Genomic DNA, 25776 nt, shown 5'->3' on the forward strand with positions numbered 1-25776 from the left:
GCCCGGTTACATTCCGAACCCGGAAGCTAAGCCTTTCAGCGCCGATGGTACTGCAGGGGGGACCCTGTGGGAGAGTAGGACGCCGCCGAACAATCTTTCAAAGGACCCTTGGTCCAGCGTTCAACGCTGGGCCAAGGGTCCTTTTTGTTTTTGTACATCTTTACGCCGAAGCGCGGCCATGGGTTGGTTGCGCGAGAATGACTAGCGGTACCCCGAAGACAGGAGTCACACCCATGTCCAACTCTCCCGACGATCGTCCGGAGCGCGAGCCTCGGCGCAACGACGGCGGTGACAGGGGCGGCTTCCGTCGTGACGACCGTGGTAGCGACCGTGGTGGCGACCGTCCCCCGTTCCGTCGTGACGACCGTGGTGGCAGGCCGGCCGGTGGCGGTTTCCGCCGTGACGACCGTGGCGGACGCCCGGCCGGCGGCGGCTTCCGCGGCCGTGACGACCGCGGTGGCGACCGTCCCTCCTCCCCGCGTCGTGATGACGACCGTGGTGGTTTCCGCGGCGGTCGTGACGACCGTGGCGGCGACCGCCCGTCCTTCCCGCGCCGTGACGACCGCGGTGGGGACCGCCCGTCCTTCCCGCGCCGCGACGACCGTGGTGGTGACCGTCCGTCGTTCCCGCGTCGCGATGACCGTGGCGACCGTCCGTCGTTCCGTCGTGACGACGAGCGTGGTGGCCGTCCCAGCTACCCGCGTCGTGACGACGACCGTGGTGGGCGTCCGTCCTACCCGCGTCGTGAGGACGACCGTGGTGGTTTCCGTGGCGGTCGTGACGACCGTGGTGGCGACCGTCCGTCCTTCCCGCGTCGCGATGACCGCGGTGGGGACCGTCCGTCGTTCCGTCGTGACGACGACCGTGGTGGCCGTCCGTCCTACCCCCGTCGTGACGACGACCGTGGTGGTTTCCGTGGCGGTCGTGACGACCGTGGCGGCGACCGCCCGTCCTTCCCGCGCCGTGACGACCGCGGTGGGGACCGTCCGTCGTTCCCGCGTCGCGATGACCGCGGTGGCGACCGTCCGTCGTTCCGTCGTGACGACGACCGTGGTGGCCGTCCCAGCTACCCCCGTCGCGACGATGACCGTGGTGGGCGTCCGTCCTACCCGCGTCGTGACGACGACCGTGGTGGTTTCCGTGGCGGTCGTGACGACCGCGGCGGCGACCGTCCCTCGTTCCCCCGTCGCGATGACCGCGGTGGCGACCGTCCTTCGTTCCGTCGTGACGACGACCGTGGTGGCCGTCCCAGCTACCCCCGTCGTGACGACGAGCGCGGTGGTTTCCGCGGCGGCGACCGTCCCTCGTACCCGCGTCGCGACGACCGCGGCGGCGACCGTCCGTCGTACCCGCGCCGTGACGACCGGGGTGAGCGTCCCAGCTACCCGCGCCGTGACGACGACCGTGGTGGACGTCCGTCCTACCCCCGTCGTGACGACGAGCGCGGCGGTTTCCGCGGCGGTCGTGACGACCGCGGCGGCGACCGTCCCTCCTTCCCCCGTCGCGACGACCGCGGCGGCGACCGTCCGTCCTTCCCGCGCCGCGACGACCGCGGTGACCGTGGTGGGTACCGTGGTGGCCGCGATGACCGTGGTGGCGACCGCGGCGGCTTCCGCCGTGACGACCGCGGTGAGCGGGACTACCGCGCGGACCGCGACCGGGACCCGGTCAAGCGGCTTCCGATCGACGACGACGTCACCGGCCACGAGATCGACGCCGATGTCCGCCAGGAGCTCCTGAGCCTGCCCAAGGGCCTGGCCGAGGAGGTCTCGCGCAACCTGGTCATGGTCGCCCGGCTGATCGACGAGGACCCCGAGCAGGCGTACGCGTACTCCCGCATCGCCCTGCGTCTGGCCTCCCGCGTCGCCGCCGTGCGCGAGGCCGCCGGCTTCGCCGCGTACGCGACGCAGAAGTACAGCGAGGCGCTCGCGGAGTTCCGCGCCGCCAAGCGGATGACCGGTTCCGTCGAGCTGTGGCCCGTCATGGCCGACTGCGAGCGCGGCCTGGGCCGTCCGGAGCGGGCGCTGGCCATGGCCGGTGAGCCCGAGGTGCAGAAGCTGGACAAGGCCGGCCAGGTCGAGATGCGTCTCGTCGCGGCCGGTGCCCGGCGGGACATGGGCGAGCTCGACGCCGCCATCGTGACCCTGCAGAGCCCCGAGCTGGCCTCCAGCTCCGTGCAGCCGTGGACCGCGCGTCTGCGGTACGCCTACGCCGACGCCCTGCTGGCGGCCGGTCGTGAGGACGAGGCCCGCGAGTGGTTCGCCAAGACCCTCGAGGCCGACAAGGACGGGGCCACCGACGCCTCCGACCGCCTCGCCGAGATCGACGGCGTCGAGTTCGTGGACGCCGCCGCGGCCGCCGCGGACCTCGAGGACGCCGAGTTCGAGGACGTCGAGGACGAGGACGCCGAGGACGAGGACGAGGGTCAGGACCCGGCCGAGGTGGCCGCCGCCGAGCGCGCCGCCGACCAGGCCGAGTACTACGACGAGGACGACGAGGAATACGAGCCCGTCGATGCCGACGACGCGGCCGACGCCGACGCGACCGACGGGCGCGACAAGGCGTAACCGCGACGCTCGCAGGACGGCGGAAGGGCGGCACCCCCTCGGGGGTGCCGCCCTTCCGCACGTCCGGGGCGGTGGGGGGGCTCAGTCCAGGCTGCGCAGCACCAGGCCGGTGGCCGGCTTCGGGCCGAAGGAGGTGGACTTGCGGGGCATGGTGACGCCCTGCCGGGCCAGGTTCCGTACGACCTCCTCCCGTACGGGGTGCAGCAGGACCGCGGTACCGCCGTGCCGTTCGGCCATGGCGACCGTGGCGGCGGCGTCGTGGATGTAGGAGATGTGGTCGGGGGCGTCCGGGATCTGCCACAGGGCGTCCAGCAGGGAGGCGTGCAGCACGGTCGCGTCCAGCCGGCGCCAGGCCTCGGGGCGGTCGCGCCGGACGGTGCGCTCGATGAGGGCCGGTTCCGGGTCGGTGACCAGGTGGAAGGTGCCGTCGCCGGTGAGGAGGAAGGCGTTGCCGCGCTCCGAGGCGTCCGCGAGGACCTCCAGGGCCAGGGGCAGCGGGCCCTCGACGGGGCGGATGCGGAAGGAGCCCTCGACCTTGGCCAGTGCCTCGGCGAGGGGCAGCCGGCGCAGCATCCGGTGGATGGCCCGGACCTGGAGCGGGTACCGGACGGTGTCCACGAGGAGGACCAGGCCGAAGTCCCAGGGGGTGGCCGAGCCGTGCTCCTCCTGGAGGCGCAGGTACGTCGCCCAGCGGTGGTGGCCGTCGGCGATGAGGGCCTGGCGGTGTGCCAGGTCGGCGGTGACGGCCGCCAGTTCGGCCGGGTCCGTGATGGCCCAGAGGCTGTGGCGGAAGCCGTCCTCGGTGACGGTGGACAGCAGCGGCTCGCGGGCGGCGGTGTCCTCGACGATCCCGGCCGCTCCGGTGCCGGGGCCGTCGCCGCGGTAGGTGAGGAGGAGGGGCTCCAGGTTGGCGGAGGTGGCGCGCATCAGGCCCGCCCGGTCGGTGACCACGTCCGGCATGACGTCCTCGTGGGGGAGCACCACGCCCGCCTCGGCGGGGGAGAGGGCGAGGGCGCCGATGATGCCGCGCTGCAGGAGACCCGCCCTGCGCTGCTCGTAGACGTACAGGGCGGGCTGCGGGTCGACGCCCAGGACGCCCTGCGCGAGCCAGTCGCGCAGGGTGCGGGCGGCCTGCTCGTTGCGGGCCGCCGGGGTCTCGGCCTGCGGCAGGATCAGCCGGACGATGTTGTGGGGGTCGGCGGATTCGAGGTAGTCGACTCCGTCGGGGCGTACGACCACGTCGTACGGCGGCGAGGTCACTGCCGCCAGGCTGCCGACGCGCTCCGGGACATAGCGCAGTCCGTGGAAGGGGATCAGGCGCAGCCCGTGCTCCGCGTTGCCAGGTGTGGTCATTGGTGCATGGTAAGACCCGTCTCGGGATGCGGGATGATCGGGGGAGAGACGGGGTAGCGCAAACTCGGACAAGATCGATCGTACGCATTGCGAGCCTCGAGCGTTGTTGCAACGGTTCAGAAGGAGCGGCCAGATGACCCGGCAGAGCAGGACCAGTCCCGCGGGCAGTGAGCGGAGTCTGCACCAGGCGTACGACACGGCCCTGCTGGACCTGGACGGGGTGGTGTACGCGGGCGGGCACGCCATCGCGCACGCGGTGGAGTCCCTGGCGGTGGCCCGGGAGGACGGCATGCACCTGGCCTACGTCACCAACAACGCGCTGCGCACCCCGGACGCCGTCGCTGCGCATCTGAGTGAGCTGGGGATCCCCACCGAGGCCGGTGAGGTGATCACGTCCGCGCAGGCGGTGGCCCGGCTGATCGCGGAGCAGGTGGAGCCGGGGTCGAAGGTGCTGGTGATCGGCGGTGACGGGCTGCGGGTCGCGCTGCGCGAACGCGGGCTGGTGCCGGTGGAGTCCGCGGAGGAGGAGGGGCTCGCGGCGGTCGTCCAGGGGTACGGCGGGCCCGATCTGGCGTGGGGGCGGTTCGCGGAGGCCTCGTACGCGATCAACCGGGGGGTGCCGTGGTTCGCTTCGAACACCGACCTGACGATTCCGGGGGCGCGCGGGATCGCGCCGGGCAACGGGGCGGCCGTGGAGGTCGTACGGATCGCCACGGGCGCGGAGCCGCAGGTGGCGGGGAAGCCGCTGCCCCCGATGCACCGCGAGACGGTGCTGCGGACGGGGGCGAAGCGGCCGCTGGTGGTGGGGGACCGGCTGGACACCGACATCGAGGGGGCGTTCAACGGGGACGTGGACTCGCTGTTGGTGCTGACCGGGGTGACGGACGCGGCGCAGTTGCTGCGGGCCGAGCCGCGCCACCGGCCCACATATGTGGACCGGGACCTGCGGGGGCTGCTGAGCGGGCAGCCCGAGGTGGTGGAGGACGGGGACGGCTGGCGGTGCGGCGGCTGGAACGCGGTGCACACGGACGGTTCCCTGGACGTGGTCCCGGCCGCGGAGCCGGAGCGGGCGGGTGATCCGGTCGACGGGCTGCGGGCGCTGTGCGCGGCGGCCTGGTCGCGGGCCGGGGACGGGGTGTACGGGGACGGCGTGGAGAAGGCGCTGGCGAAGCTGGGGTTCTGAGCGGGGCCGCCGTCCGGATGGTGATCGGTGGGGCGCAGGGTAGGCTAACCTAACTTGGGTGTTGGCTGAGAGTCCCCCCGAAACCGAGCGGAACGCGCCGCCGCCCGTGGCCCGTCCACGGCACGCGGTGCGCGCCGCCGGCCTGCTGATCGCCCTCGCCGTGCTGGCCCTGGTCGCGGTGGCGAGCATCGCCGTGGGTGCCAAGCCCATGCCGCTCGACCAGGTCTGGCACGGCCTGTTCCACTACGAGGGCACCACGAACGACGTGGTCGTACGGGACCTGCGGGTCCCGCGCACCGTCCTCGGCGTGCTGGTCGGGCTCGGACTCGGCCTGTCCGGCGCGGTGATGCAGGCGCTGACCCGCAACCCGCTGGCCGAGCCCGGCATCCTCGGCGTCAACGCGGGCGCGGCGGCGGCCGTCGTCTCGGCGATCAGCTTCTTCGGGGCGAGCACGCTGACCGAGTTCGTGTGGTGGGCCTTCCTCGGCGCCGCTGTCGTCTCGGTCGCCGTGTACGTCCTCGGCGGCAGCCGCAGCGCGACGCCGGTGCGCCTCGCGCTCGCCGGGACGGCGGCCAGCGCGGCGCTCGTCGGGTACATCAACGCCGTGCAGCTGATGGACACCAAGGCGCTGGACAAGCTGCGCTTCTGGACGGTGGGCTCGCTGGCCTCGGCCACCATGGACACCGTCCGCCAGGTCGCCCCGTTCCTGCTGGCCGGTGCGGTCCTCGCCCTGGTGCTGGGCCGCCCGCTCAACGCGATGGCGATGGGCGACGACACGGCGCGGGCGCTCGGCGCGCACCTGACGCGGACGCGGATCCTGGCGATGGCCGCCATCACCCTGCTGTGCGGGGCCGCGACCGCCGCGTGCGGGCCGATCGTCTTCATCGGGCTGATGATCCCGCACCTGGCCCGTCTCGTCACCGGGCCCGACATGCGCTGGGTGCTCGTGTACTCGGCCGTCCTGTCGCCCGTGCTGCTGCTCGGCGCCGACGTGATCGGACGGGTCGTCACCCGTCCCTCCGAACTCCAGGTGGGCATCGTCACGGCGCTGATCGGCGGCCCCGTCTTCATCCACCTGGTCCGGCGCAAGAGGATGGCCCAGCTGTGACCGCTCACCCCGCCGCCACGGAATCCCGGCTGCGCGCCCTGCGCGGTCCCGGCGGCACCTCGCTGCGCGTCGAGCCGCGCGCGCTGGCCACCGGGCTGGTGCTGGCCGCGGTCGCCGTGGTGCTGGCCGTCGTGCTCATCGGCACCGGCGACTTCGAGATCGCGCCCTGGGACGTCGTGCGGACCCTGCTGGGCAACGGCACCCCCGCCGACGACTTCATCGTCAACGACCTGCGGCTGCCGCGGGTCCTGGTCGCGGTGCTGGTCGGCGCGGCCCTCGGGATGGCCGGGGCGGTCTTCCAGTCCGTCTCGCGCAACCCGCTCGGCTCGCCGGACCTGCTCGGCTTCGGGTACGGGTCGGCCGTCGGTGCGCTCGTCGTGATCGTCGTCTTCAAGGGCGGGGCGGGCGAGGTGGCGCTGGGGGCGGTGGCCGGCGGCCTGCTGGCCGGCGCCGCCGTCTACCTCCTCGCGTACAAGCAGGGGATCCAGGGGTACCGGCTGGTGCTCGTGGGCATCGGGGCTTCCGCCGTCCTCGTGGCGCTCATCCAGTACCTGATCGCCAAGGCGCAGATCGTCGAGGCCACCCGGGCGATGGTGTGGCTGACCGGCTCGCTGGCCGGGCGGGACTGGGGGCAGGTGTGGCCGCTGCTGGCGGTCTGCGCGGTGCTGTTCCCGCTCGTGCTGGGGCAGAGCCGGGCCCTGCGGATGATCGAGATGGGCGACGACGCCGCGTACGCCCTGGGCGTCCCGGTGGAGCGGACCCGGATGCTGCTGATGCTGGCGGCGGTCCTGCTGACCACCGCGGCCGCGGCGGCGGCGGGACCGATCAGCTTCGTGGCGCTGGCCGCGCCGCAGCTGGCCCGGCGGCTGGCGCGCTCGCCCGGGTCGAGCCTGCTGACCGGCGCGCTGATGGGCGCCGTCCTGCTGCTGGCCTCGGACCTGGCCTCGCAGCGGGCCTTCGGCGCGGACCAGCTCCCGGTGGGCGTGGTCACCGGGCTGACCGGCGGTGTCTACCTGCTCTGGCTGCTCGTCACCGAGCGCAGGGCGGGACGTATATGAACGAGCGGACCGGAACGAGGAGCGGGCACGTGCAGAGGCTGATCGCGGAGGACGTCACCCTCGGCTACGACCAGCGGGTCATCGCGGAGAACCTGTCGGTGGAGATCCCCGACCACTCCTTCACGGTGATCGTGGGACCCAACGCCTGCGGCAAGTCGACCCTGCTGCGGGCGCTGTCGCGGATGCTCAAGCCGGCCGCCGGACGGGTGCTGCTCGACGGCCGGGCCATCTCCTCGCTGCCCGCGAAGAAGGTGGCGAAGACGCTGGGGCTGCTCCCGCAGTCCTCGGTCGCGCCGGACGGCATCACCGTCGCCGACCTGGTCGCGCGGGGCCGCTACCCGCACCAGGGGCTGCTGCGCCAGTGGTCGGCGCAGGACGAGCGGATCGTCCTGGAGTCGATGGCCGCGACCGGCGTCGCCGAGCTCGCCGGCCGGGCCGTGGACGAGCTGTCGGGCGGCCAGCGCCAGCGGGTGTGGATCGCGATGGCGCTGGCCCAGCAGACCCCGCTGCTGTTGCTGGACGAACCGACCACCTACCTCGACATCCAGCACCAGCTCGACGTGCTCGACCTGTGCGCGGAACTCCACGAGAACCAGGGCCGCACGCTCGTGGCGGTGCTGCACGACCTCAACCACGCGGCCCGCTACGCCACGCACCTGGTCGCGCTGCGCGCGGGCAGGGTCGTCGCCGAGGGGCCGCCGGCCGAGGTGGTCACCGCCGAGCTGGTGGAGGAGGTCTTCGGGGTGCGCTGCCGGATCATCGACGACCCGGAGACCGGCACGCCGCTGGTGGTCCCGGCCGCCCGGCGGGCGCGCGCGAAGGCCACCGTCTGAGGCTCGCGCCGGGACGGGCCCGCAGGCGGGCCCCCACCCGCCGGACGGAGTCCGGCGCAGCGGCGCGAAGCCGGGGAGGCCGCTCGCGGCCGAGTCGTGTGAGCGGTGCGTTGAGGGGGCAGGGCCGCTCGCGGCTGAGTCGTGCGAGCGGCGCGTCGAGAGGGCGGGGCCGCTCGCGGCCGAGGCGTGCGAGCGGCGCGTGAAGAAGGCTAAAGCAGGCTCTTGAGGCGCAGCAGGTCGCGGAAGCCGGCCTCCAGCCGGACCCGGCCGGAGGCCCAGGCCTTGGCGAACTTCAGCTCGCCGGCGACCAGCGCGACGAGGTCGTCGCCGGTCATCGCCAGCCGGATGTCGGCCTTGGTGCGGGGCGGGCCCGGCGTGAGGGCGTCCACCCGGATCCGGCCGCCCTCCAGGCGCCCGGAGAAGGTCTGGTCGAGGTCGGTGATGTGGCAGCTCAGGGAGCGGTCGAGGGCGGCCGCGCCGCGCACGTCGCCGTCGGCCGCCGCCAGGTTGCCGGAGAGTCGGTCGAGTGCGGCGCGGCACTCCTGGATCGTAGCCATGGTGATCACGACCGTACCGCAGAGCCGCCGGTGGTGGCGCCCGCGCTTCGGGGTAGCGTCGTGGCATGACCGACGAAGTGTCCGAGTGCGTTCCGGAAGACGACCACCGGGAGCCCGCGGCGGAGCCGGACGCCGAGCCCGCCGCGGCCGCGCCGCTGGGCCTCGTACGGACGCCCACCGGCCACGCAGGGGTGGACGCGCGGCTGGAGCGGCTGGCGGACGCGGACCACCTGGCGGCGGACGGGCACGCCGAGGTGTACGAGGATGTGCACAGGGGACTGCGCGAGGCGCTGGACGCGCTGGACGCACCGCCCGTCCCCGGACCTTACGAAAACAGGAGCTGAACCGAACGTGGCAGGAGTGGCACGCCGCCGCCTGGACGCCGAACTGGTACGCCGCAGCATGGCCCGCTCGCGCGAGCACGCGGCCCAGCTGATCGCCGCGGGCCGGGTGACCGTGGGCGGTACCACCGCCACCAAGGCGGCCACCCAGGTCGAGACCAGCGCGGCCCTCGTCGTCCTCAAGGACGACAGCGACCCCGACTACGTCTCCCGGGGCGGCCACAAGCTGGCCGGCGCGCTCGCCGCCTTCCGGCCCCGGGGGCTGGCCGTCGAGGGGCGGCGGGCACTGGACGCGGGTGCCTCGACGGGCGGGTTCACCGATGTGCTGCTGCGCGCGGGCGTGGCCCACGTGGTCGCCGTCGACGTCGGCTACGGGCAGCTCGCCTGGTCGCTGCAGAGCGACGAGCGGGTCACCGTCAAGGACCGTACGAACGTACGGGAGCTGACGCTCGACCTGATCGACGGCGTCCCGGCGGACCTGGTGGTGGGCGACCTGTCCTTCATCTCCATCGGGCTGGTGCTGCCCGCGCTGGTGCGGTGCACGGCGCCGGACGCCGACCTGGTGCTGATGGTGAAGCCGCAGTTCGAGGTCGGCAAGGAGCGCCTGGGCAGCGGCGGTGTGGTGCGCAGCGCCGAGCTGCGGGCCGAGGCCGTGCGGGACGTCGCGGCGCAGGCCTGGAAGCTGGGGCTGGGGGTGCTGGGGGTGACGGCGAGCCCGCTGCCGGGGCCGTCGGGCAACGTCGAGTACTTTCTGTGGCTGCGGGCGGGGGCACCGGCACTCGACCCGGGGGATGTCGACCGTGCAGTGGCGGAGGGGCCGCAGTGACAGAGGTGTCAGCAGGTTCAGCGGGTTCAGCACGTCGGGTGGAAACGGAGGGGGCCGCGGAGCCGGCGGGACCGAGGACGGTCTTCCTGGTCGCGCACACCGGACGGCCCGCCGCCATCCGCAGCGCCGAGCTGGTGGTGCAGGGGCTGTTGCGGTCGGGGATCGGGGTGCGCGTCCTGGAGGACGAGGCCCGGGACCTGCCGCTGCCGCCCGAGGTGGAGCTGGTCGCCGAGTGCACGCCCAAGGTGCTCGGCGGGTGCGAGCTGCTGATCGTGCTGGGCGGGGACGGGACCCTGCTGCGCGGTGCGGAGTTCGCCCGCGGCTCGGGCGTGCCGATGCTGGGCGTCAACCTGGGCCGGGTCGGGTTCCTCGCGGAGGCCGAGCGCGACGACCTCGACAAGGTCGTGGACCGGGTGGTCAGCCGGGACTACGAGGTCGAGGAGCGGATGACCCTCGACGTCCTCGTACGGACCAACGGGGACGTGGTGCACCGGGACTGGGCGCTGAACGAGGCCGCCGTCCAGAAGGTGTCAGCGGAGCGGATGCTGGAGGTGGTCCTGGAGATCGACGGGCGCCCGGTGACCGGCTTCGGCTGCGACGGCATCGTCTGCGCGACGCCGACGGGCTCCACGGCGTACGCCTTCTCCGCGGGCGGGCCGGTGGTCTGGCCGGAGGTGGAGGCGCTGCTGATGGTGCCGATCAGCGCGCACGCGCTGTTCGCGAAGCCGCTGGTGACCTCGCCCACCTCGGTGCTGGCCGTGGAGGTGCAGAACGGTACCCCGCACGGGGCCCTGTGGTGCGACGGGCGCAGGACGCTGGAGCTGCCCGCCGGGGCCCGGGTGGAGGTCCGCCGGGGGACGGTGCCGGTGCGGCTCGCCCGGCTGCACCACGCGTCCTTCACGGACCGGCTGGTGGCGAAGTTCGCGCTGCCGGTCCAGGGGTGGCGCGGGGCACCGCACTGACGCTCCAATAGCACACTCGTTCGAGAAGCTTCGGGCGGGTGAGGTCACATGGCACCGGTGAAACCTCGGTATCGTCGTCCCGTGCTTGAGGAGATGCGGATACGGTCGCTCGGGGTCATCGACGACGCGGTGGTCGAGCTGTCGCCCGGTTTCACCGCGGTGACCGGCGAGACCGGCGCGGGCAAGACGATGGTCGTCACCAGCCTCGGGCTGCTGCTCGGCGGCCGCGCCGACCCGGCCCTGGTACGGATCGGCGCCAAGGCGGCCGTGGTCGAGGGGCGCCTCGTCATGCGCCCCGACGCGCCCGCCGCCGTACGCGCCGGGGAGGCCGGGGCGGAACTCGACGAGGGCGCCCTGCTGATCAGCCGGACCGTGTCGGCCGAGGGGCGCTCGCGCGCCCACGTCGGAGGCCGCTCCGTGCCCGTCGGCCTGCTCGCCGAACTCGCCGACGACCTCGTCGCCGTCCACGGGCAGACCGACCAGCAGGGCCTGCTGCGGCCCGCCCGCCAGCGCCAGGCCCTCGACCGGTACGCCGGGGACTCCGTCTCCGTCCCCCTGGAGAAGTACGCCGGCGCCTACCGGCGGCTGCGGGCCGTCACCGCCGAGCTGGACACCCTGACCACCCGCGCCCGGGAGCGGGCGCAGGAGGCGGACCTGCTGCGCTTCGGGCTGGACGAGGTCGCCGCCGTCGAGCCGCTGCCCGGCGAGGACGCCGAGCTCGCGGCCGAGGCCGAACGGCTCCGGCACGCCGAGTCCCTGGCCTCCGCGGCGCAGGCCGCGCACGCGGCACTGGCCGGTGACGTCGAGGACCCCGAGGGCGTCGACGCCAACACGCTCGTCGCGGGCGCGCACCGCGCCCTGGAATCCGTACGCTCCCACGACCCGGCGCTCGGCGCGCTCGCCGACCGGATCGGGGAGCTCGGCATCCTGCTGGCCGACGTGGCCGGGGAACTGGCCGGGTACGCCGACGACCTGGACGCCGACCCGCTGCGGCTGGCCGCGGTGGAGGAGCGGCGGGCCGCGCTGACCCAGCTGACCCGCAAGTACGGCGACTCGATCGACTCCGTACTGGACTGGGCCCAGAAGGGCTCGGCGCGGCTCCTCGAGCTCGACGGCGACGACGAGCGGATCACCGGGCTGACCGCCGAACGGGACGCGCTGCGCGACGAACTGTCGGTCCTGGCCCAGGCGCTGACGGACGCGCGGACCGAGGCGGCCGAACGGTTCGCCTCCGCGGTCACCGCCGAACTGGCTTCCCTCGCCATGCCGCACGCCCGCGTCACCATCGACATCCGGCAGACCGAGGACCCCGAGGGCGTCGAGGTCGGCGGGCGCGCGGTCGCGTACGGGCCCACGGGCACGGACGAGGTCGAGCTGCTGCTGGCCCCGCACCCCGGCGCCCAGCCGCGGCCGATCGCCAAGGGCGCCTCGGGCGGTGAGCTGTCGCGCGTCATGCTGGCCGTGGAGGTCGTCTTCGCCGGGTCCGACCCGGTGCCGACGTACCTCTTCGACGAGGTGGACGCGGGCGTCGGCGGCAAGGCGGCGGTCGAGGTCGGGCGGCGGCTCGCGAAGCTCGCCAAGTCCGCGCAGGTCGTCGTCGTCACGCACCTGCCGCAGGTGGCCGCCTTCGCGGACCGCCAGCTGCTGGTGGAGAAGACCGTCGACGGCTCGGTGACCCGCTCCGGGGTGACCGTCCTCGAAGGCGAGGACCGCATCCGCGAGCTGTCGCGGATGCTGGCCGGCCAGGAGGACTCCCAGACGGCACGGGCCCACGCCGAGGAACTGCTGGCGGCGGCGCGCGCGGACGCCTGAGCGCGGGCGGCCCGCCCGCTGTTAGCCCGTGTGGGTGAGGCTGGGGGGCGTACTGCGGTATCTCGTCCCGGATCCGCACCCGTATGGTCCCGGAACGCGCGTACGGACTGGCATCCTGGGCGACGTCTCTGACCCCCCTCCTCACCCTGGAGCTACGGCCCGTGAGCAGCTCCCCGGCCTCCTTCCCGGCCCCCGCACAGCCGTACGGGCGGCCTGCGCTGCGCACCCTCCAGGTCCTCGGCGGTACGGGAGCGGGCAGCAGCGCGCACGTGCGGTCCCTGGCGACGGGGCTGGCGGCGCGCGGCGTACGGGTGACCGTGTGCGCCCCCGCGGCGGCCGAGGGGGAGTACGACTTCACCGGCGCCGGGGCGGAGTTCACCCCCGACGCGGCGGGCGCCCTGCGGGCCGCCTGCGGCCGGGCCGACGTGGTGCACGCCCACGGGGTCCGGGCCGGGATGCGCGCCGCGCTGGCGCTGCGCGGCGGCGGGCGGCGGCCGCCGCTGGTGGTGACGTGGCACGGCAGCGGGCCCGAGCCGGCGGGGCCGCTCGGACGGCTGAGCCGGCTCCTGGAGCGGCACGTGGCCCGGGCCGCGGCGGTGGTGCTGGGCTCCTCCTCCGACCAGGTGGACCTCGCGCGGCGGCGCGGGGCGCGGGACGCGCGGCTGGCGGCGGTGGCCGTGCCGGCGGCGCCGTCGCTCCCCGACGCCGGCAAGACGCGGGCGGAGCTGGGCGTGGTGGAACGGCCGCTGGTCGTCGCGGTCGGCAGCCTGGTGGCGCGGCGCGGGTACTCCGTCCTGCTGGACGCGGCGCGGGCGTGGCGGGTGCTGGAGCCGCCGCCGCTGCTGGTGATCGCGGGGGAGGGACCGCTGCGGCCCGAACTGGCGCGGCGCATCCGGGAAGAGGGGCTCCCGGTGCGGCTGCTGGGCCGGCGCGGGGACGCCGACCGGCTGCTGGCGGCGGCGGACGTGGCGGTACTGCCGAGCCGCTGGGAGGGCCGGTCCCTGCTGGCGCAGGAGGCCCTGCGGGCCGGGGTGGCCCTGGTGGCGACCGAGGTCGGGGGCGTGCCGGAGCTGGTCGGCGACGCGGCGGTGCTGGTCCCGTACGGGGACTCCGGCGCGCTGGCGGGCGCGGTGGCCGCGCTCCTGGACGACCCCGACCGGCGGGCGGCCCTCGCGGTGGCGGGCCGGGCGCAGGCGGCGACGTGGCCGACGGAGGACGACACGGTGGCGCAGGTCCTGGCGGTGTACGACGAACTGATGGACCGCCGGTAGCCTCCGGCGGTTCCAGGGCGGTGCGCGGCTGCGCCCGTTCCGCGGCGCGAGGCCGAGCCCCCTCCCCGCCCTCCACCCGTTCCCCGGGGCTGTGCCCCGGACCCCCCCCCGGGGCTGCGCCCCGAGCCCCCCGCGGGGCTGTGCCCCGGACTCCCCGGGGCTGCGCCCCGGGCCCCCCGCGGGGCTGCGCCCCGGACTCCGCGGGGCTGCGCCCCGGATCCCGCGGGGCTGCGCCCCGGATCCCGCGGGGCTGCGCCCCGGATCCCGCGGGGCTGCGCCCCGGATCCCGCGGGGCTGCGCCCCGGATCTCGCGGGGCTGTGCTCCGGATCTCGCGGGGCTGCGCCCCGGATCTCGCGGGGCTGTGCTCCGGATCTCGCGGGGCTGCGCCCGGGACACCCAGGGCACAGCCCCGGGCGGGGCTGCGCACGCTTCGGCGGGGCGCGATGCGGGGCTCCGCGCCCGCGGCCCCGCGTGCCGGCGCGGCTACCGGGGACTTCAGCCCGCAACGCCGCACGGTCCAGCCCCGCCGGCGTTCGAGGCGCGGATCCGGGCGGAGCCCGGGAGGGGATCATGCTCCGCGCAGCGGCCACCACCCGCAGGCGGCCGACGGCACCGGCCCGTGCCCGTGGCCCCGCCCCCGGGCCGAAGCCCGGGAAGCGCCCCGGCGCTGAGCGGTGCGAGGACCGCGTCAGGAAGAGGTGTGGCGGCGGGCGCGGAGGGCCAGGCTCAGGGAGAGGACCGTTTCGGGGTCGTCCAGGTCCGTGCCCAGGAGCTCCGCGATGCGGGCCAGCCGGTTGTACAGGGTCTGGCGGTTCAGGTGCAGCTCGCGCGCGGTCTCCGCCTTGCGGCCCGCGTGGGCCAGGTACGTCTCCAGGGTGGGCAGGAGCGGCGGGCGCGACGTCGTGTCGTGGGTGCGGAGCGGGCCGATCGCGCGGTCCACGAAGGCCGCCAGGTCGGGGTGTTCGCGCAGCCGCCACAGCAGCAGGTCGATGTCCAGGCGGCGGGCGTCGTACCAGGGCCGGGCCGGCAGGCCGTGCGCCGCCGTGGCCGTCTCGGCGGCGTGCCGCAGGCCGGAGGAGGCGGCCGCCCAGCCGCCGGCGACGCCCACGACCACGGCCGGCGGGGCGACGGCCCGGTCCAGGCCGGCCCGTTCGACGCCCGCCCGCAGCGCGGCGGCGACCCGGTCGGCGACGGCCGTGCGCTCCGACTCGGCGCGCAGGGACACCAGCAGCGGCACCCGCCCCTCCACCGGTCGTACGCCGAGCAGCACCGGCACCCCGACCGACGACAGCTCCTCCAGTACCGCCCGGGCCAGCACGGCCCAGTTCCCCGAGGCCCCCAGGTCCGTGGACAGCCGCATCACGATCGGCAGCAGCGGCCCCGCCCCCGGCCGGAAGCCGAGGACGCGCGCCTGCGCCGGGGCGTCCTCCGCCGAGATCCGGCCCTCCGCCAGGTCCGTCAGGAAGTCGCCCCGGCCGCGCGCGGCCAGCTCCTCCTCCTGCCGCGCCTGCATCAGGACGACCGCCAGGACCCCCGCCGTGCGCTCCGCCGCCATTCGGTGGACCGGCAGCAGCGGGCCCGCGACGCCCACCAGGACGACTCGCGCCCGGACCGACCCCGTGCCGTGGCCGCCGCCCGGTACGTCGACCACCACCGCGTTCGCCGGGGGCTCGGCCGCGCGCTGGCCGCCGCGCAGGCCCTCCCACACCTGGAGCGGGTCCGCCGCCGCCTCGCCGGCCACCGGCCCGGCGGCGTACAGCAGTTGGCCGTCCGGGGTCTCCAGGAAGACGGGGTTGCCCGTGAAGTCGGCCAGGATGCGCAGCACCTGCGGGATCCCGCCGCCGCCCAGCAGGGCCTCGGTACATCGGCGGTGGACCTCCTCGGCCCGCTGGAGCAGGGCGTAGTGGCCGTTGACGATCTCGGTGTGGACCTCCTCCGTCACCGTCACGAAGGGGACCTCGCGGTGGAGCTGGACCAGCGGCAGCCCGGCGGCCCTGGCCGTCTCGACGATCGTGGCGGGGAGCCGGGTGAAGCGCGGGCCGAGTTCCACGACCAGCGCGGCGATGCCCCGGTCCGCGAGGCGGCGTACGAAGGCGCGCTGCTCGGCGGGCCGGGTGCCCAGCCCGAGACCGGTGGTCAGCAGCAGTTCGCCGCCCTTGAGCAGCGAGGCGATGTTGGGGACCTCGCCCGCGTGCACCCAGCGCACGGTCCGTCCCAGGCGGTCGGCGCAGGCGACCACCTCCGGGAGCCCGCTGCGCAGTCCCGGCAGCTCCAGTGCCCGCTGAACCGTGATTCCGCCCTGGTCGTCCATGTCGCGGACGCTACCGGCCGGCCCGTACCGCGCGTATCACCGGGCGGTTACGGAGTCCGATATGCCCCCGTCCGGACCGACAACTCGTCGCCCCGGCACAGAGATTATCGGACCGCGTGCCGATTGTGGCGTGCGTCACGCGGGTGGAGAGTGACGGCCTTCGGCAAGACCACGAAGCAGGAACGAGGACTCCATGAGCAGAGCCAGCGCCACGCCGCCACCCGCCGCCGGGGCCGCGCCCCCGGTCCAGCGCCTCAAGGCCAACTCCGTCGGCCTGGTCGGCGTCGTCTTCATGGCGGTCGCCACCGCCGCGCCGATCACCGCGATGACCGGCAACCTGCCCATCGCGGTCGGCTTCGGCAACGGCACCGGCGCGCCCGCCGGATACCTCTTCGCGACCCTCGTCCTCACCGTCTTCGCGGTCGGCTACGTGGCCATGGCCAAGCGGATCACCGCCGCCGGCGCCTTCTACGGGTTCATCTCGCACGGCCTCGGCCGGATCGCCGGCATGGCCTCGGGGATGCTCGCCGTCCTCGCCTACATCGTCTTCGAGGCCTCGATCGTCGGCGTGTTCTCCTACTTCGCGAAGACGACCGTCCACGACCAGCTCGGCGTCGACCTGCCCTGGGTCCTCTACGCGGCCGCCATGCTCGCCGTCACCGCCGTCCTCGCGCACTTCGACATCAACCTCACCGCCAAGGCCCTCGGCGTGATGCTCGTCGCGGAGATCGCCGTCCTCTTCGCCGTCGCCACCGCCGTGCTCGTCGCGGGCGGCGGACCGGACGGCATCCCGGTGGAGCCCGTCAACCCGAAGAACGCCTTCACCGGCACCTCCGCCGGGCTCGGCCTCTTCTTCGCCTTCTGGTCCTGGGTCGGCTTCGAGTCCACCGCGATGTACGGCGAGGAGTCCCGCGACCCCAAGCGGGTCATCCCCAAGGCCACCCTCATCTCCGTCGTCGGAGTGGGCCTCTTCTACATCTACGTCTCCTGGATGACCATCGCCGGCAACGGCCTGGCCGACTCCGTCACCCTGTCCGCCTCCGCCAGCCCCCTGGACCTGTTCTTCGCCCCCACCCGGACGTTCATCGGGGGCTGGGCCGTCGACGCCTTCCAGTGGCTGCTGCTCACCGGCTCCTTCGCCTGCGGGATGGCCTTCCACCAGTGCGCCGCCCGCTACCTGTACGCCATCGGCCGCGAGGGCTTCCTGCACGCCGGACTCGGGCGCACCCACCCCCGGCACGGCTCCCCGTACGTCGCCTCCGTGGCGCAGACCGCCATCGCCACCGCCCTCGTCGCCGGCTTCTGGCTCACCGGCCAGGACCCGTACCTGCACCTGTACACGCTCCTGGCGATCCTCGGCACGATGGCGATCCTGATCGTGCAGACCCTGTGCTCCTTCGCGGTCATCGGCTACTTCCGGGCCAACCACCCAGAGGACCGGCACTGGTTCAGAACCTTCACGGCGCCGCTGCTCGGCGGGATCGGGATGACCGCCGTCGTGGTGCTGCTGGTGCTCAACATGGAGACCGCCGCGGGGGCCGCCGCCGGCTCGCTGTTCTTCAAGCTCATCCCGTGGATCGTCGGCGCGGTCTTCCTCGGCGGCCTGGCCCTCGGGTTCTGGCTGAAGGCGAAGGCCCCGGCACGCTACGAGGTCATCGGCCGGATCGTCCTGGAGGACGCCGCCGAACGCACCGACGACGCCGACGACCCCGCCGCCACCCCCTCCGGCCCCGCCGCCGCCACCGTCTGAGGAGCCCCTCCCATGGCCCGTACCCCCCTGATGCACTCCCTGCGGCAGCTCGCCGCCGAACACGCGGCCGCCCGGCGGCTGCGGATGCCCGCCGCCGAGGTCCGCGGCTCCACCCGCCGCGAACTCCTCGGCCGCGCCGCCGCGCTCGGCCTCGGCACCGCGCTCGCCTCCTCCGCGACGGCCGCCACCGCGCACGCCGCGCAGAGCGCCCCGGCCCCCAAGCGCGCCACCCCCGCCCGCGTCGCCGTCGTCGGCGCCGGCATATCCGGCCTCACCGCCGCCCTCACCCTCCAGGACGCCGGCATCCCCTGCACCCTCTACGAGGCCAACCCGGCCCGCGTCGGCGGCCGCATGTGGACCCAGCGCGCCCACTGGGCGTACGGCCAGACCTCCGAGATCGGCGGCGAGCTGATCGACACCAGCCACAAGAAGATCCTGGAGCTGTGCCGCCGCTTCAACCTGCCCACCGAGGACTTCCTCGGCGGCGGCCCCAACGGCGCGGAGGAGGTGCTCCGGTTCAACGGCGAGTACTACTCCCGCACCCAGGCCGACGAGGACTTCAAGGCCGTCTACCAGGCGCTGCACCGCGACCTCCAGGAAGCCGGGGAGGTCACCTGGAACAGCTCCACCCCCGCCGGCACCGCCCTCGACAACATGACCCTGTACGAGTGGATCGAGACCCGGATCCCCGGCGGCCACGGCTCCCAGCTCGGCCGGTTCATCGACGTCGCCTACAACGTCGAGTACGGCGCCGACACCACCGCCCAGTCCGCCCTCGCGCTGGTCCTGCTGATGGGCTACCAGCCCAACCCCGGCAACTTCAACGTCTGGGGCCTGTCCAACGAGCGCTACCACATCACCGGCGGCAACGACCGGCTCCCGAACGCCATCGCCGCCGCCCTGTCCGCCGGCACGATCGTGATGGGCCGCGAGCTGCTCGCCGTACGGGCCAACGCCGACGGCACCCAGACCCTCACGTTCGACGACTCCGGCGCCACCCGCACCACCGTCGCCGACCACACCGTCCTGTGCCTGCCGCTGCCCGTCCTCCAGCGCCTCGACACCTCGCAGGCCGGCTTCGACCCGCTGATGCGCAACCTGCTGCGCGACGCCCGCATGGGCTACTGCACCAAGCTCAACATGCAGTTCACCGCCCGGCCCTGGCGCGGCACCGGCCCGTGGCCCGGCGTCTCGGCCGGAGACTGCTTCACCGACTCCGACGTCCAGCAGACCTGGGACACCACCAAGGTCCAGCCCGGCAACGGCGGCATCCTCCTCCAGTACGGCGGCGGCAGCCTCGCCGGCTCGCTCACCCCCGCGACCCCCTTCGCCACCGAGGCCGACCCCTACGTACGGGCCCTCGCCCAGCGGATGCTGACCGGCATCGACGTCTTCTTCCCGGGCACCAAGGCCGTCTGGACCGGCCGCGCCCAGCTCTCCGCCTGGCACCGCAACCCCTACTCGCTGGGCGCGTACTCGTACTGGCCCACGGGCTACCTGCACCGCTACGCCCAGTACGAGGGCACCGCCCAGGGCAACGTCCACATCGGCGGCGAGCACTGCAGCTACGACTTCCAGGGCTTCATGGAGGGCGGCGCCACCGAGGGCGAACGGGCCGCCCGGGAGGTGATCGCCGCCCTCACCTGAGACCGGCACCGGGCCCGCGCCCCTACAGCGGCTTGATGTTGTGGTTGTAGCGGAAGACGTTGTCCGGGTCGTAGCGCCGCTTCAGCTCGCCCAGGCGCCGCATGTTGTCGGCGCCCAGGCCGGCCACGACCCGGTCCGCGCCCTCGTCCCCGGTGAAGTTGAGGTACACCGCGCCGGTGCGCCACGGCCGGACGTCGGCGCGGACGTCCCCGACCCACTGGCGGACCCGGTCGTCGTCGGCCGGGTCCTCCCACATCCCGAACGGGTGCACCGCCCAGGGGGCGTCGCGGTAGGGGACCGGGTAGTCGCCCGGGGCGGAGGCGATCGCCCCGCCCTGCGGCCACACCAGGTGCTGGGTGGCCGTCGGCACCGGCATCGAGTCGGCGCGGGCGCAGAACACGTCCACGCACGCGTCGGGCAGCCCCGTGAGGTACTCGGCCGACCAGTAGTTCCGCAGCCCCGGCGGGTCGTCGATCATGCACTGGAGGTCGGCGTACGGGATGGCCGTGACGATCTCCACCTCGTGCGGGACCGCCAGCAGCGGCTCCGCGAGCCTGCGCATCTCCTCCTCGGGGCCCGCGTACGTCAGCAGCACGCCCGCCAGCAGCAGGCCCACCAGGTGCGGCGGTACGAACTCCTCGGGCGGCGCCGTCAGGTAGAGGGCGGCGCCGCTCGCCTCCGGCGGCCCGGACTCGATGACGTCCCGGTAGGCGCGCACCGCCTCGGGCCCGCGCTCGGGCAGGTACAGCAGGAACGCGATCGACATGTGGGGCAGGTCGTGCAGCCGCAGGGTCAGCGAGGTGGCGATGCCGAAGTTCCCGCCGCCGCCGTGCAGCCCCCAGAACAGGTCCGGGTGGTCCTCCGCCGTGGCGTGCACCAGCTCGCCGTCGGCGGTGACCAGGTCCACGCCCAGCAGGTTGTCCACGGCCAGCCCGAACTTCCGGTCCAGCCAGCCCGTCCCCCCGCCCAGGACGAAGCCGCCGACGCCGGTGGTGGAGGCCCGGCCCCCGGTGGTCGCCAGCGCGTGCGGCTGGCAGGCCCGGTCCAGGTGGCTCATCGTGGCGCCGCCGCCGATGTGCGCGGCCCGCGCCGCCGGATGGACGGTCACCCCGTGCATCCGGCGCAGGTCGACGACCAGGCCCCCGTCGTTCAGGGACATCCCCGCGACGCTGTGCCCGCCCCCGCGCACCGCGACCGGCAGGTCGAGCTCCCGGGCGAAGCGCACCGCCGTGACCACGTCCGACGCGCCCTCGCACTGGGCTATCACCGCCGGCCTGCGGTCGACCATGGCGTTGAACACGGTCCTGGCCTCGTCGTACCCCGGGTCGTCCGGGGCGAAGACGTCGCCGGCCAGGTCCTCGCGGAGCGCGGCAAGGGCCGTGCCCGCCTTCGAGAGGGGCGCCATGGCGACCCCCCCTTCCCGAGAGGGGCAGGGGACCCCTACAGCGTAGGCGGGCGGCACGGGGCCCGCGCGTCAGCCGCCGTAGGCCCCGCTCGCGGTCAGCCGCAGCGCCGTGTCGATCAGCGGGACGTGGCTGAAGGCCTGCGGGAAGTTGCCGACCTGGCGCTGGAGCTTGGGGTCCCACTCCTCCGCCAGGAGCCCCAGGTCGTTGCGCAGGGCCAGCAGCTTCTCGAACAGCCGGCGCGCCTCGTCGACCCGGCCGATCATCGCGAGGTCGTCGGCCATCCAGAACGAGCACGCGAGGAAGGCCCCCTCGTCCCCCTCCAGCCCGTCCACACCGGCCTCCTCGCCGGCCGTCGGGTAGCGCAGGATGAACCCGTCCGGGGTCGACAGCTCGCGCTGGATCGCCTCGATGGTGCCGATGACCCGCTTGTCGTCCGGCGGCAGGAAGCCCATCTGCGGGATGAGCAGCAGGGAGGCGTCCAGCTCCTTCGACCCGTAGGACTGGGTGAAGGTGTTGCGCTCCGGGTCGTAGCCCTTCTCGCAGACGTCCGCGTGGATCCGGTCGCGCATCTCGCGCCAGCGGTCCAGCGGGCCGTCCGCGTCGCCGCTCTCGATCAGCTTGATCGTGCGGTCGACGGCCACCCAGGCCATCACCTTGGAGTGCACGAAGTGGCGGCGGGGGCCGCGCACCTCCCAGATGCCCTCGTCCGGCTCGTTCCAGTGGGTCTCCAGGTAGCGGATCAGCTTCAGCTGGAGCACCGAGGCGTAGTCGTTGCGGGCCAGGCCCGTCATGTGCCCGAGGTGCAGGGCCTCGGTGACCTCGCCGTACACGTCGAGCTGGAGCTGGTGCGCGGCGCCGTTGCCGACGCGCACCGGGCTGGAGTTCTCGTACCCGGGCAGCCAGTCCAGCTCGGTCTCGCCCAGCTCGCGCTCGCCGGCGATGCCGTACATGATCTGCAGGTTCTCCGGGTCGCCGGCCACCGCGCGCAGCAGCCAGTCCCGCCAGGCCGCTGCCTCGCCCCGGTAGCCGGTGCGCAGCAGCGAGGACAGGGTGATGGCGGCGTCACGCAGCCAGGTGTAGCGGTAGTCCCAGTTGCGGACCCCGCCGATCTCCTCCGGCAGGGAGGTCGTCGGCGCGGCGACGATCCCGCCCGTGGGGGCGTACGTGAGCGCCTTGAGGGTGATCAGCGAACGGATCACCGCCTCCCGGTAGGGCCCGTGGTACGTACACAGGTCCACCCACTCGCGCCAGAACTCGCTGGTCGCCTCCAGCGCCGCCTCGGCGTCCGGGGTCTCCGGGGCGCCCTTGTGGGACGGCTGCCAGCTGATGGCGAAGGCCACCCGGTCGCCCGGCCCGACCGTGAAGTCGGAGTAGGTCGTCAGGTCCTTGCCGTACGTCTGCACCTCGGTGTCCAGCCAGACCGAGTCCGGGCCGGCGACGGCCACGGTGCGCCCGTCCACCTTGTGCACCCAGGGCACGACCCGGCCGTAGCTGAAGCGCATCCGCAGCGCCGAGCGCATCGGGACGCGCCCGCTGACGCCCTCCACGATGCGGATCAGCTGCGGCGCGTGGTCCTCGCGGGGCGGCATGAAGTCGATGACGCGGACGGTCCCGCGCGGGGTGTCCCACTCCGACTCCAGCACCAGGGAGTCCCCCCGGTAGCGCCGGCGGGCGGCCCGCGGCGGCTCCGTACCCGGCGCGAACGCAGGGCCGACGCGCCAGAACCCGTGTTCATCGGTGCCCAGAAGGCTCGCGAAGACGGCATGGGAGTCGAAACGTGGCAGGCACAGCCAGTCCACCGCCCCGTCCCGGCAGACCAGCGCCGCGGTCTGCATGTCCCCGATCAGTGCGTAATCCTCGATGCGCCCGGACACGTTGCTCTCCAGTCGAACGGCCACGTCCGCCCCGTAGGGCGCTTGCAATGCGCTGTCGCGCGGTCTCCTGTGCGCAGGGATCCCCGCGTCGAGTCCTAGATTGCCGGAACTGGCGTTGTTACGCCGTCTGCCGGACTGCTCGGCGGTGATGTGCAGCGGTATCCGAGCACGCTATGAGCGCACCCTAGTGATCTCCTTAAGTATCGGGACAATGTCACTCGGCCGAATGGGTGACCTGCCGAACCGCCTGGCAGGACGGTACCGGGCCGTCGGCGCGCAGCGCGCCCGGAGGCGGACCCTCCCGGGCGCTGATAGGCTGGTACCCCGTGGACCGGTGGTCTGCCTGTGCGAATCAGGGGCCCCGAAACCGCAGCTTCGGCACCCCCGGAAACGGGAGAAGTCGCCGGACGCACCTCACCTCGCGACCACGGGAGCCCCCTCTTGGCGATGCCGCCCAAATCCATGACGACCAAGCACATCTTCGTCACCGGAGGTGTCGCTTCGTCCCTCGGCAAGGGCCTGACGGCCTCCAGCCTGGGTGCGCTGCTGAAGGCGCGCGGCCTGCGGGTCACGATGCAGAAGCTCGACCCCTACCTGAACGTCGACCCCGGCACGATGAACCCCTTCCAGCACGGTGAGGTGTTCGTCACCAACGACGGCGCCGAGACCGACCTGGACATCGGCCACTACGAGCGCTTCCTCGACGTCGACCTCGACGGCTCGGCCAACGTCACCACCGGCCAGGTCTACAACACGGTCATCGCCAAGGAGCGCCGGGGCGAGTACCTCGGTGACACCGTGCAGGTCATCCCGCACATCACCAACGAGATCAAGCACCGCATCCGCCGCATGGCGACCGAGGACGTCGACGTCGTCATCACCGAGGTCGGCGGCACGGTCGGCGACATCGAGTCGCTGCCGTTCCTGGAGACCGTCCGCCAGGTCCGCCACGAGGTCGGCCGCGACAACGTCTTCGTCGTGCACATCTCGCTGCTGCCCTACATCGGCCCCTCCGGCGAGCTGAAGACCAAGCCCACCCAGCACTCCGTCGCCGCGCTGCGCAACATCGGCATCCAGCCCGACGCCATCGTGCTGCGCGCCGACCGCGACGTCCCCATCTCCATCAAGCGCAAGATCTCGCTGATGTGCGACGTGGACGAGGCGGCCGTGGTCGCGGCGATCGACGCCAAGTCGATCTACGACATCCCGAAGGTGCTGCACACCGAGGGCCTGGACGCGTACGTCGTGCGCAAGCTCGACCTGCCCTTCCGCGACGTCGACTGGACGGTGTGGGAGGACCTGCTGGACCGGGTCCACAACCCCGACCACGAGGTCAAGGTCGCGCTCGTCGGCAAGTACATCGACCTGCCGGACGCCTACCTGTCGGTGACCGAGGCGCTGCGCGCCGGCGGCTTCGCCAACAAGGCCCGCGTCCAGATCAAGTGGGTCACCTCCGACGACTGCAAGACCCCGGCGGGCGCCGCCGCGGTGCTCGGCGACGTGGACGCGATCTGCGTGCCCGGCGGCTTCGGCGACCGCGGTGTCAACGGCAAGGTCGGCGCGATCACCTACGCCCGCGAGAAGAAGATCCCGCTGCTCGGCCTGTGCCTGGGCCTGCAGTGCGTGGTCATCGAGGCCGCGCGCAACCTCGCGGGCATCGAGGACGCGAACTCCACCGAGTTCGACGCCTCCACCCCGCACCCGGTCATCTCGACCATGGAGGAGCAGCTGGCCTTCGTCGAGGGCGCCGGCGACCTGGGCGGCACCATGCGCCTGGGCATGTACACGGCCAAGCTGGCCGAGGGCTCCATCGTGCGCGAGGTCTACGGCGACGCGTACGTCGACGAGCGCCACCGCCACCGCTACGAGGTCAACAACGCCTACCGCGGCGAGCTGGAGAAGAAGGCCGGCCTGGTCTTCTCCGGTACCTCCCCGGACAACAAGCTCGTCGAGTACGTCGAGTACCCGCGCGAGGTGCACCCCTACCTGGTGGCCACCCAGGCCCACCCGGAGCTCCGCTCCCGCCCGACCCGGCCGCACCCGCTCTTCGCGGGCCTGGTCAAGGCCGCGGTGGAGCGCCAGCAGCAGGGCTGACGCTCGGTAACGTAGGCAGCCGGGTACGGATCATCCGTACCCGGCTGTCGCACGTTGTGGAGGGCATTGGGCATGGGCAACGTCATCAAGGACACGGCCGAGACCTGGGAGACGCTGGCGCGGCGGCGGCCGTTCGAGGGGGCGAAGACGGCCGTGGCCTCCGACCAGGTGCGGATGCCGGACGGATCGGTCGTCCGGCGCGACTACCAGGTGCACCCCGGGTCGGTGTGCGTGGTGGCCCTGGACGAGCAGGAGCGCGTGCTGGTGATCCGCCAGTACCGCCACCCGGTGCGGCACCGGCTGTGGGAACTGCCGGCCGGGCTGCTGGACGTTCCCGGCGAGAACCCGCTGGGCGCGGCGCAGCGGGAGCTGTACGAGGAGGCGTACGTCAAGGCCGACGACTGGCGGGTGCTGACCGACTTCTACTCCTCGCCCGGCGGCTCCGACGAGGCGGTGCGGGTGTTCCTCGCGCGGGGCATCTCGGAGGCCGAGGGGGAGCGGTACACGGAGACCTCCTCCGAGGAGGCCGACATGGAAGTGGAGTGGGTGCCGGTCCCCGACCTGGTACGGGGCATCCTGGCGGGCGACCTCTCGAACGCGGCGCTGGTGGCGGGCGTCCTGGCCGTGGCGACGGTCCTCGCCTCGGACCCGGACTTCGCCTCCCTGCGCCCGGCCCTGGCCCCGTGGCCGGCCCGCCCGTACGAGGCCTGACCGCCTGGGCGCGCGAGGGGGCGCGGCGCGAGCGGCGCGGTGAGGAAGCCGCGGCGATGTAGCCGCGATGAGGAAGCCGCGATGATAAATAGGCCCATCCGCTGATCCGAT

The 25776-nt window shown here is 73.8% G+C and carries 19 protein-coding genes, 1 rRNA gene and 1 pseudogene; 16 read left to right on the forward strand and 5 right to left on the reverse strand.

Going from position 1 to position 25776, the window contains the following annotated elements; genetic code table 11:
* From rrf to ACZ501_RS21320, 3 genes and pseudogenes are all read left to right on the forward strand, one after another.
* Nucleotides 1-91: ribosomal RNA gene (rrf, locus tag ACZ501_RS21310) — 5S ribosomal RNA — on the forward strand; the annotation flags it as partial.
* Between the two features lie 166 nt (nucleotides 92-257).
* Nucleotides 258-1637, forward strand: a pseudogene (locus tag ACZ501_RS21315) (hypothetical protein); the annotation flags it as partial.
* Between the two features lie 99 nt (nucleotides 1638-1736).
* Entirely contained in the window at nucleotides 1737-2567 is an 831-nt protein-coding gene (locus ACZ501_RS21320; RefSeq protein WP_361611428.1) for a tetratricopeptide repeat protein, read from the forward strand.
* An 81-nt stretch (nucleotides 2568-2648) separates the two neighbouring features.
* Here the strand turns inward: ACZ501_RS21320 and ACZ501_RS21325 are convergent, their stop codons facing one another.
* Nucleotides 2649-3920, reverse strand: coding sequence for a DUF1015 domain-containing protein (locus ACZ501_RS21325; protein ID WP_468797328.1), 1272 nt, complete (start codon nucleotides 3918-3920; stop codon nucleotides 2649-2651).
* A gap of 133 nt (nucleotides 3921-4053) precedes the next feature.
* Here ACZ501_RS21325 and ACZ501_RS21330 point away from each other — a divergent pair, with 133 nt between their 5' ends.
* Genes ACZ501_RS21330 through ACZ501_RS21345 form a run of 4 tightly spaced genes read left to right on the forward strand, consistent with a single transcriptional unit; the run spans nucleotide 4054 to nucleotide 8102 of the window.
* Entirely contained in the window at nucleotides 4054-5103 is a 1050-nt protein-coding gene (locus ACZ501_RS21330; RefSeq protein WP_361603753.1) for an HAD hydrolase-like protein, read from the forward strand.
* Nucleotides 5104-5161: 58 nt separating this feature from the next.
* Entirely contained in the window at nucleotides 5162-6211 is a 1050-nt protein-coding gene (locus ACZ501_RS21335; protein WP_468797330.1) for a FecCD family ABC transporter permease, read from the forward strand.
* Nucleotides 6208-7269, forward strand: coding sequence for a FecCD family ABC transporter permease (locus tag ACZ501_RS21340; protein WP_468797332.1), 1062 nt, complete (start codon nucleotides 6208-6210; stop codon nucleotides 7267-7269). The genes ACZ501_RS21335 and ACZ501_RS21340 overlap by 4 nt, the downstream gene beginning before the upstream one ends.
* Nucleotides 7266-8102, forward strand: a complete 837-nt coding sequence (locus ACZ501_RS21345; protein ID WP_468797334.1) for an ABC transporter ATP-binding protein — start codon at nucleotides 7266-7268, stop codon at nucleotides 8100-8102. Before ACZ501_RS21340 ends, ACZ501_RS21345 begins: the two co-directional genes overlap by 4 nt.
* Nucleotides 8103-8311: 209 nt before the next feature.
* Here the strand turns inward: ACZ501_RS21345 and ACZ501_RS21350 are convergent, their stop codons facing one another.
* Entirely contained in the window at nucleotides 8312-8659 is a 348-nt protein-coding gene (locus tag ACZ501_RS21350; protein ID WP_361603741.1) for an SCP2 sterol-binding domain-containing protein, read from the reverse strand.
* Nucleotides 8660-8724: 65 nt separating this feature from the next.
* Between ACZ501_RS21350 and ACZ501_RS21355 the strand changes: the two genes are divergently transcribed.
* The 5 genes from ACZ501_RS21355 to ACZ501_RS21375 all read left to right on the forward strand — a co-directional run bounded on the left by ACZ501_RS21355 (nucleotide 8725) and on the right by ACZ501_RS21375 (nucleotide 13871).
* On the forward strand, nucleotides 8725-9003 hold the full coding sequence (locus ACZ501_RS21355; protein ID WP_361603738.1) for a hypothetical protein: 279 nt from the start codon (nucleotides 8725-8727) through the stop codon (nucleotides 9001-9003).
* A gap of 7 nt (nucleotides 9004-9010) precedes the next feature.
* Nucleotides 9011-9826: a TlyA family RNA methyltransferase gene (locus tag ACZ501_RS21360; RefSeq protein WP_361603735.1), complete on the forward strand. Its 816-nt coding sequence runs from the start codon at nucleotides 9011-9013 to the stop codon at nucleotides 9824-9826.
* 38 nt (nucleotides 9827-9864) lie between these two features.
* The gene (locus ACZ501_RS21365) at nucleotides 9865-10788 is read left to right on the forward strand and encodes an NAD kinase (protein WP_468797336.1); all 924 of its coding nucleotides are present in this window, start codon (nucleotides 9865-9867) and stop codon (nucleotides 10786-10788) included.
* 93 nt (nucleotides 10789-10881) lie between these two features.
* A complete protein-coding gene (gene recN / locus ACZ501_RS21370; RefSeq protein ID WP_361603758.1) occupies nucleotides 10882-12600 on the forward strand; it encodes a DNA repair protein RecN in 1719 nt (572 codons plus the stop codon).
* 161 nt (nucleotides 12601-12761) lie between these two features.
* Nucleotides 12762-13871 carry a glycosyltransferase family 4 protein gene (locus tag ACZ501_RS21375; protein ID WP_468797338.1) on the forward strand — a complete coding sequence of 370 codons (1110 nt, stop codon included), beginning with the start codon at nucleotides 12762-12764 and terminating at the stop codon, nucleotides 13869-13871.
* A gap of 689 nt (nucleotides 13872-14560) precedes the next feature.
* Here the strand turns inward: ACZ501_RS21375 and ACZ501_RS21380 are convergent.
* Nucleotides 14561-16183, reverse strand: a complete 1623-nt coding sequence (locus tag ACZ501_RS21380) for a PucR family transcriptional regulator (RefSeq protein ID WP_361605856.1) — start codon at nucleotides 16181-16183, stop codon at nucleotides 14561-14563.
* 193 nt (nucleotides 16184-16376) lie between these two features.
* On the opposite strand from ACZ501_RS21380, the gene ACZ501_RS21385 reads away from it, so the two are divergent.
* Nucleotides 16377-17933: an APC family permease gene (locus ACZ501_RS21385; RefSeq protein WP_468797340.1), complete on the forward strand. Its 1557-nt coding sequence runs from the start codon at nucleotides 16377-16379 to the stop codon at nucleotides 17931-17933.
* Between the two features lie 12 nt (nucleotides 17934-17945).
* On the forward strand, nucleotides 17946-19580 hold the full coding sequence (locus tag ACZ501_RS21390) for a flavin monoamine oxidase family protein (protein ID WP_468797342.1): 1635 nt from the start codon (nucleotides 17946-17948) through the stop codon (nucleotides 19578-19580).
* Nucleotides 19581-19602: 22 nt separating this feature from the next.
* Here the strand turns inward: ACZ501_RS21390 and ACZ501_RS21395 are convergent, their stop codons facing one another.
* Together ACZ501_RS21395 and ACZ501_RS21400 are read right to left on the reverse strand one after the other, a co-directional pair.
* Entirely contained in the window at nucleotides 19603-20985 is a 1383-nt protein-coding gene (locus ACZ501_RS21395; protein ID WP_361605865.1) for an FAD-binding oxidoreductase, read from the reverse strand.
* Nucleotides 20986-21054: 69 nt separating this feature from the next.
* Nucleotides 21055-22884 carry a glycoside hydrolase family 15 protein gene (locus tag ACZ501_RS21400; RefSeq protein ID WP_361605868.1) on the reverse strand — a complete coding sequence of 610 codons (1830 nt, stop codon included), beginning with the start codon at nucleotides 22882-22884 and terminating at the stop codon, nucleotides 21055-21057.
* 423 nt (nucleotides 22885-23307) lie between these two features.
* On the opposite strand from ACZ501_RS21400, the gene ACZ501_RS21405 reads away from it, so the two are divergent.
* Nucleotides 23308-24954 (forward strand): CTP synthase, encoded by a 1647-nt coding sequence (locus ACZ501_RS21405; RefSeq protein WP_362462349.1) that lies wholly within the window; start codon nucleotides 23308-23310, stop codon nucleotides 24952-24954.
* A 72-nt stretch (nucleotides 24955-25026) separates the two neighbouring features.
* Complete coding sequence (locus tag ACZ501_RS21410) at nucleotides 25027-25665, forward strand: NUDIX hydrolase (protein ID WP_361605874.1); 639 nt, start codon at nucleotides 25027-25029, stop codon at nucleotides 25663-25665.
* The last annotated feature ends 111 nt before the right edge of the window (nucleotides 25666-25776 follow it).

Source organism: Streptomyces sp. NPDC034085 (assembly GCF_055575555.1).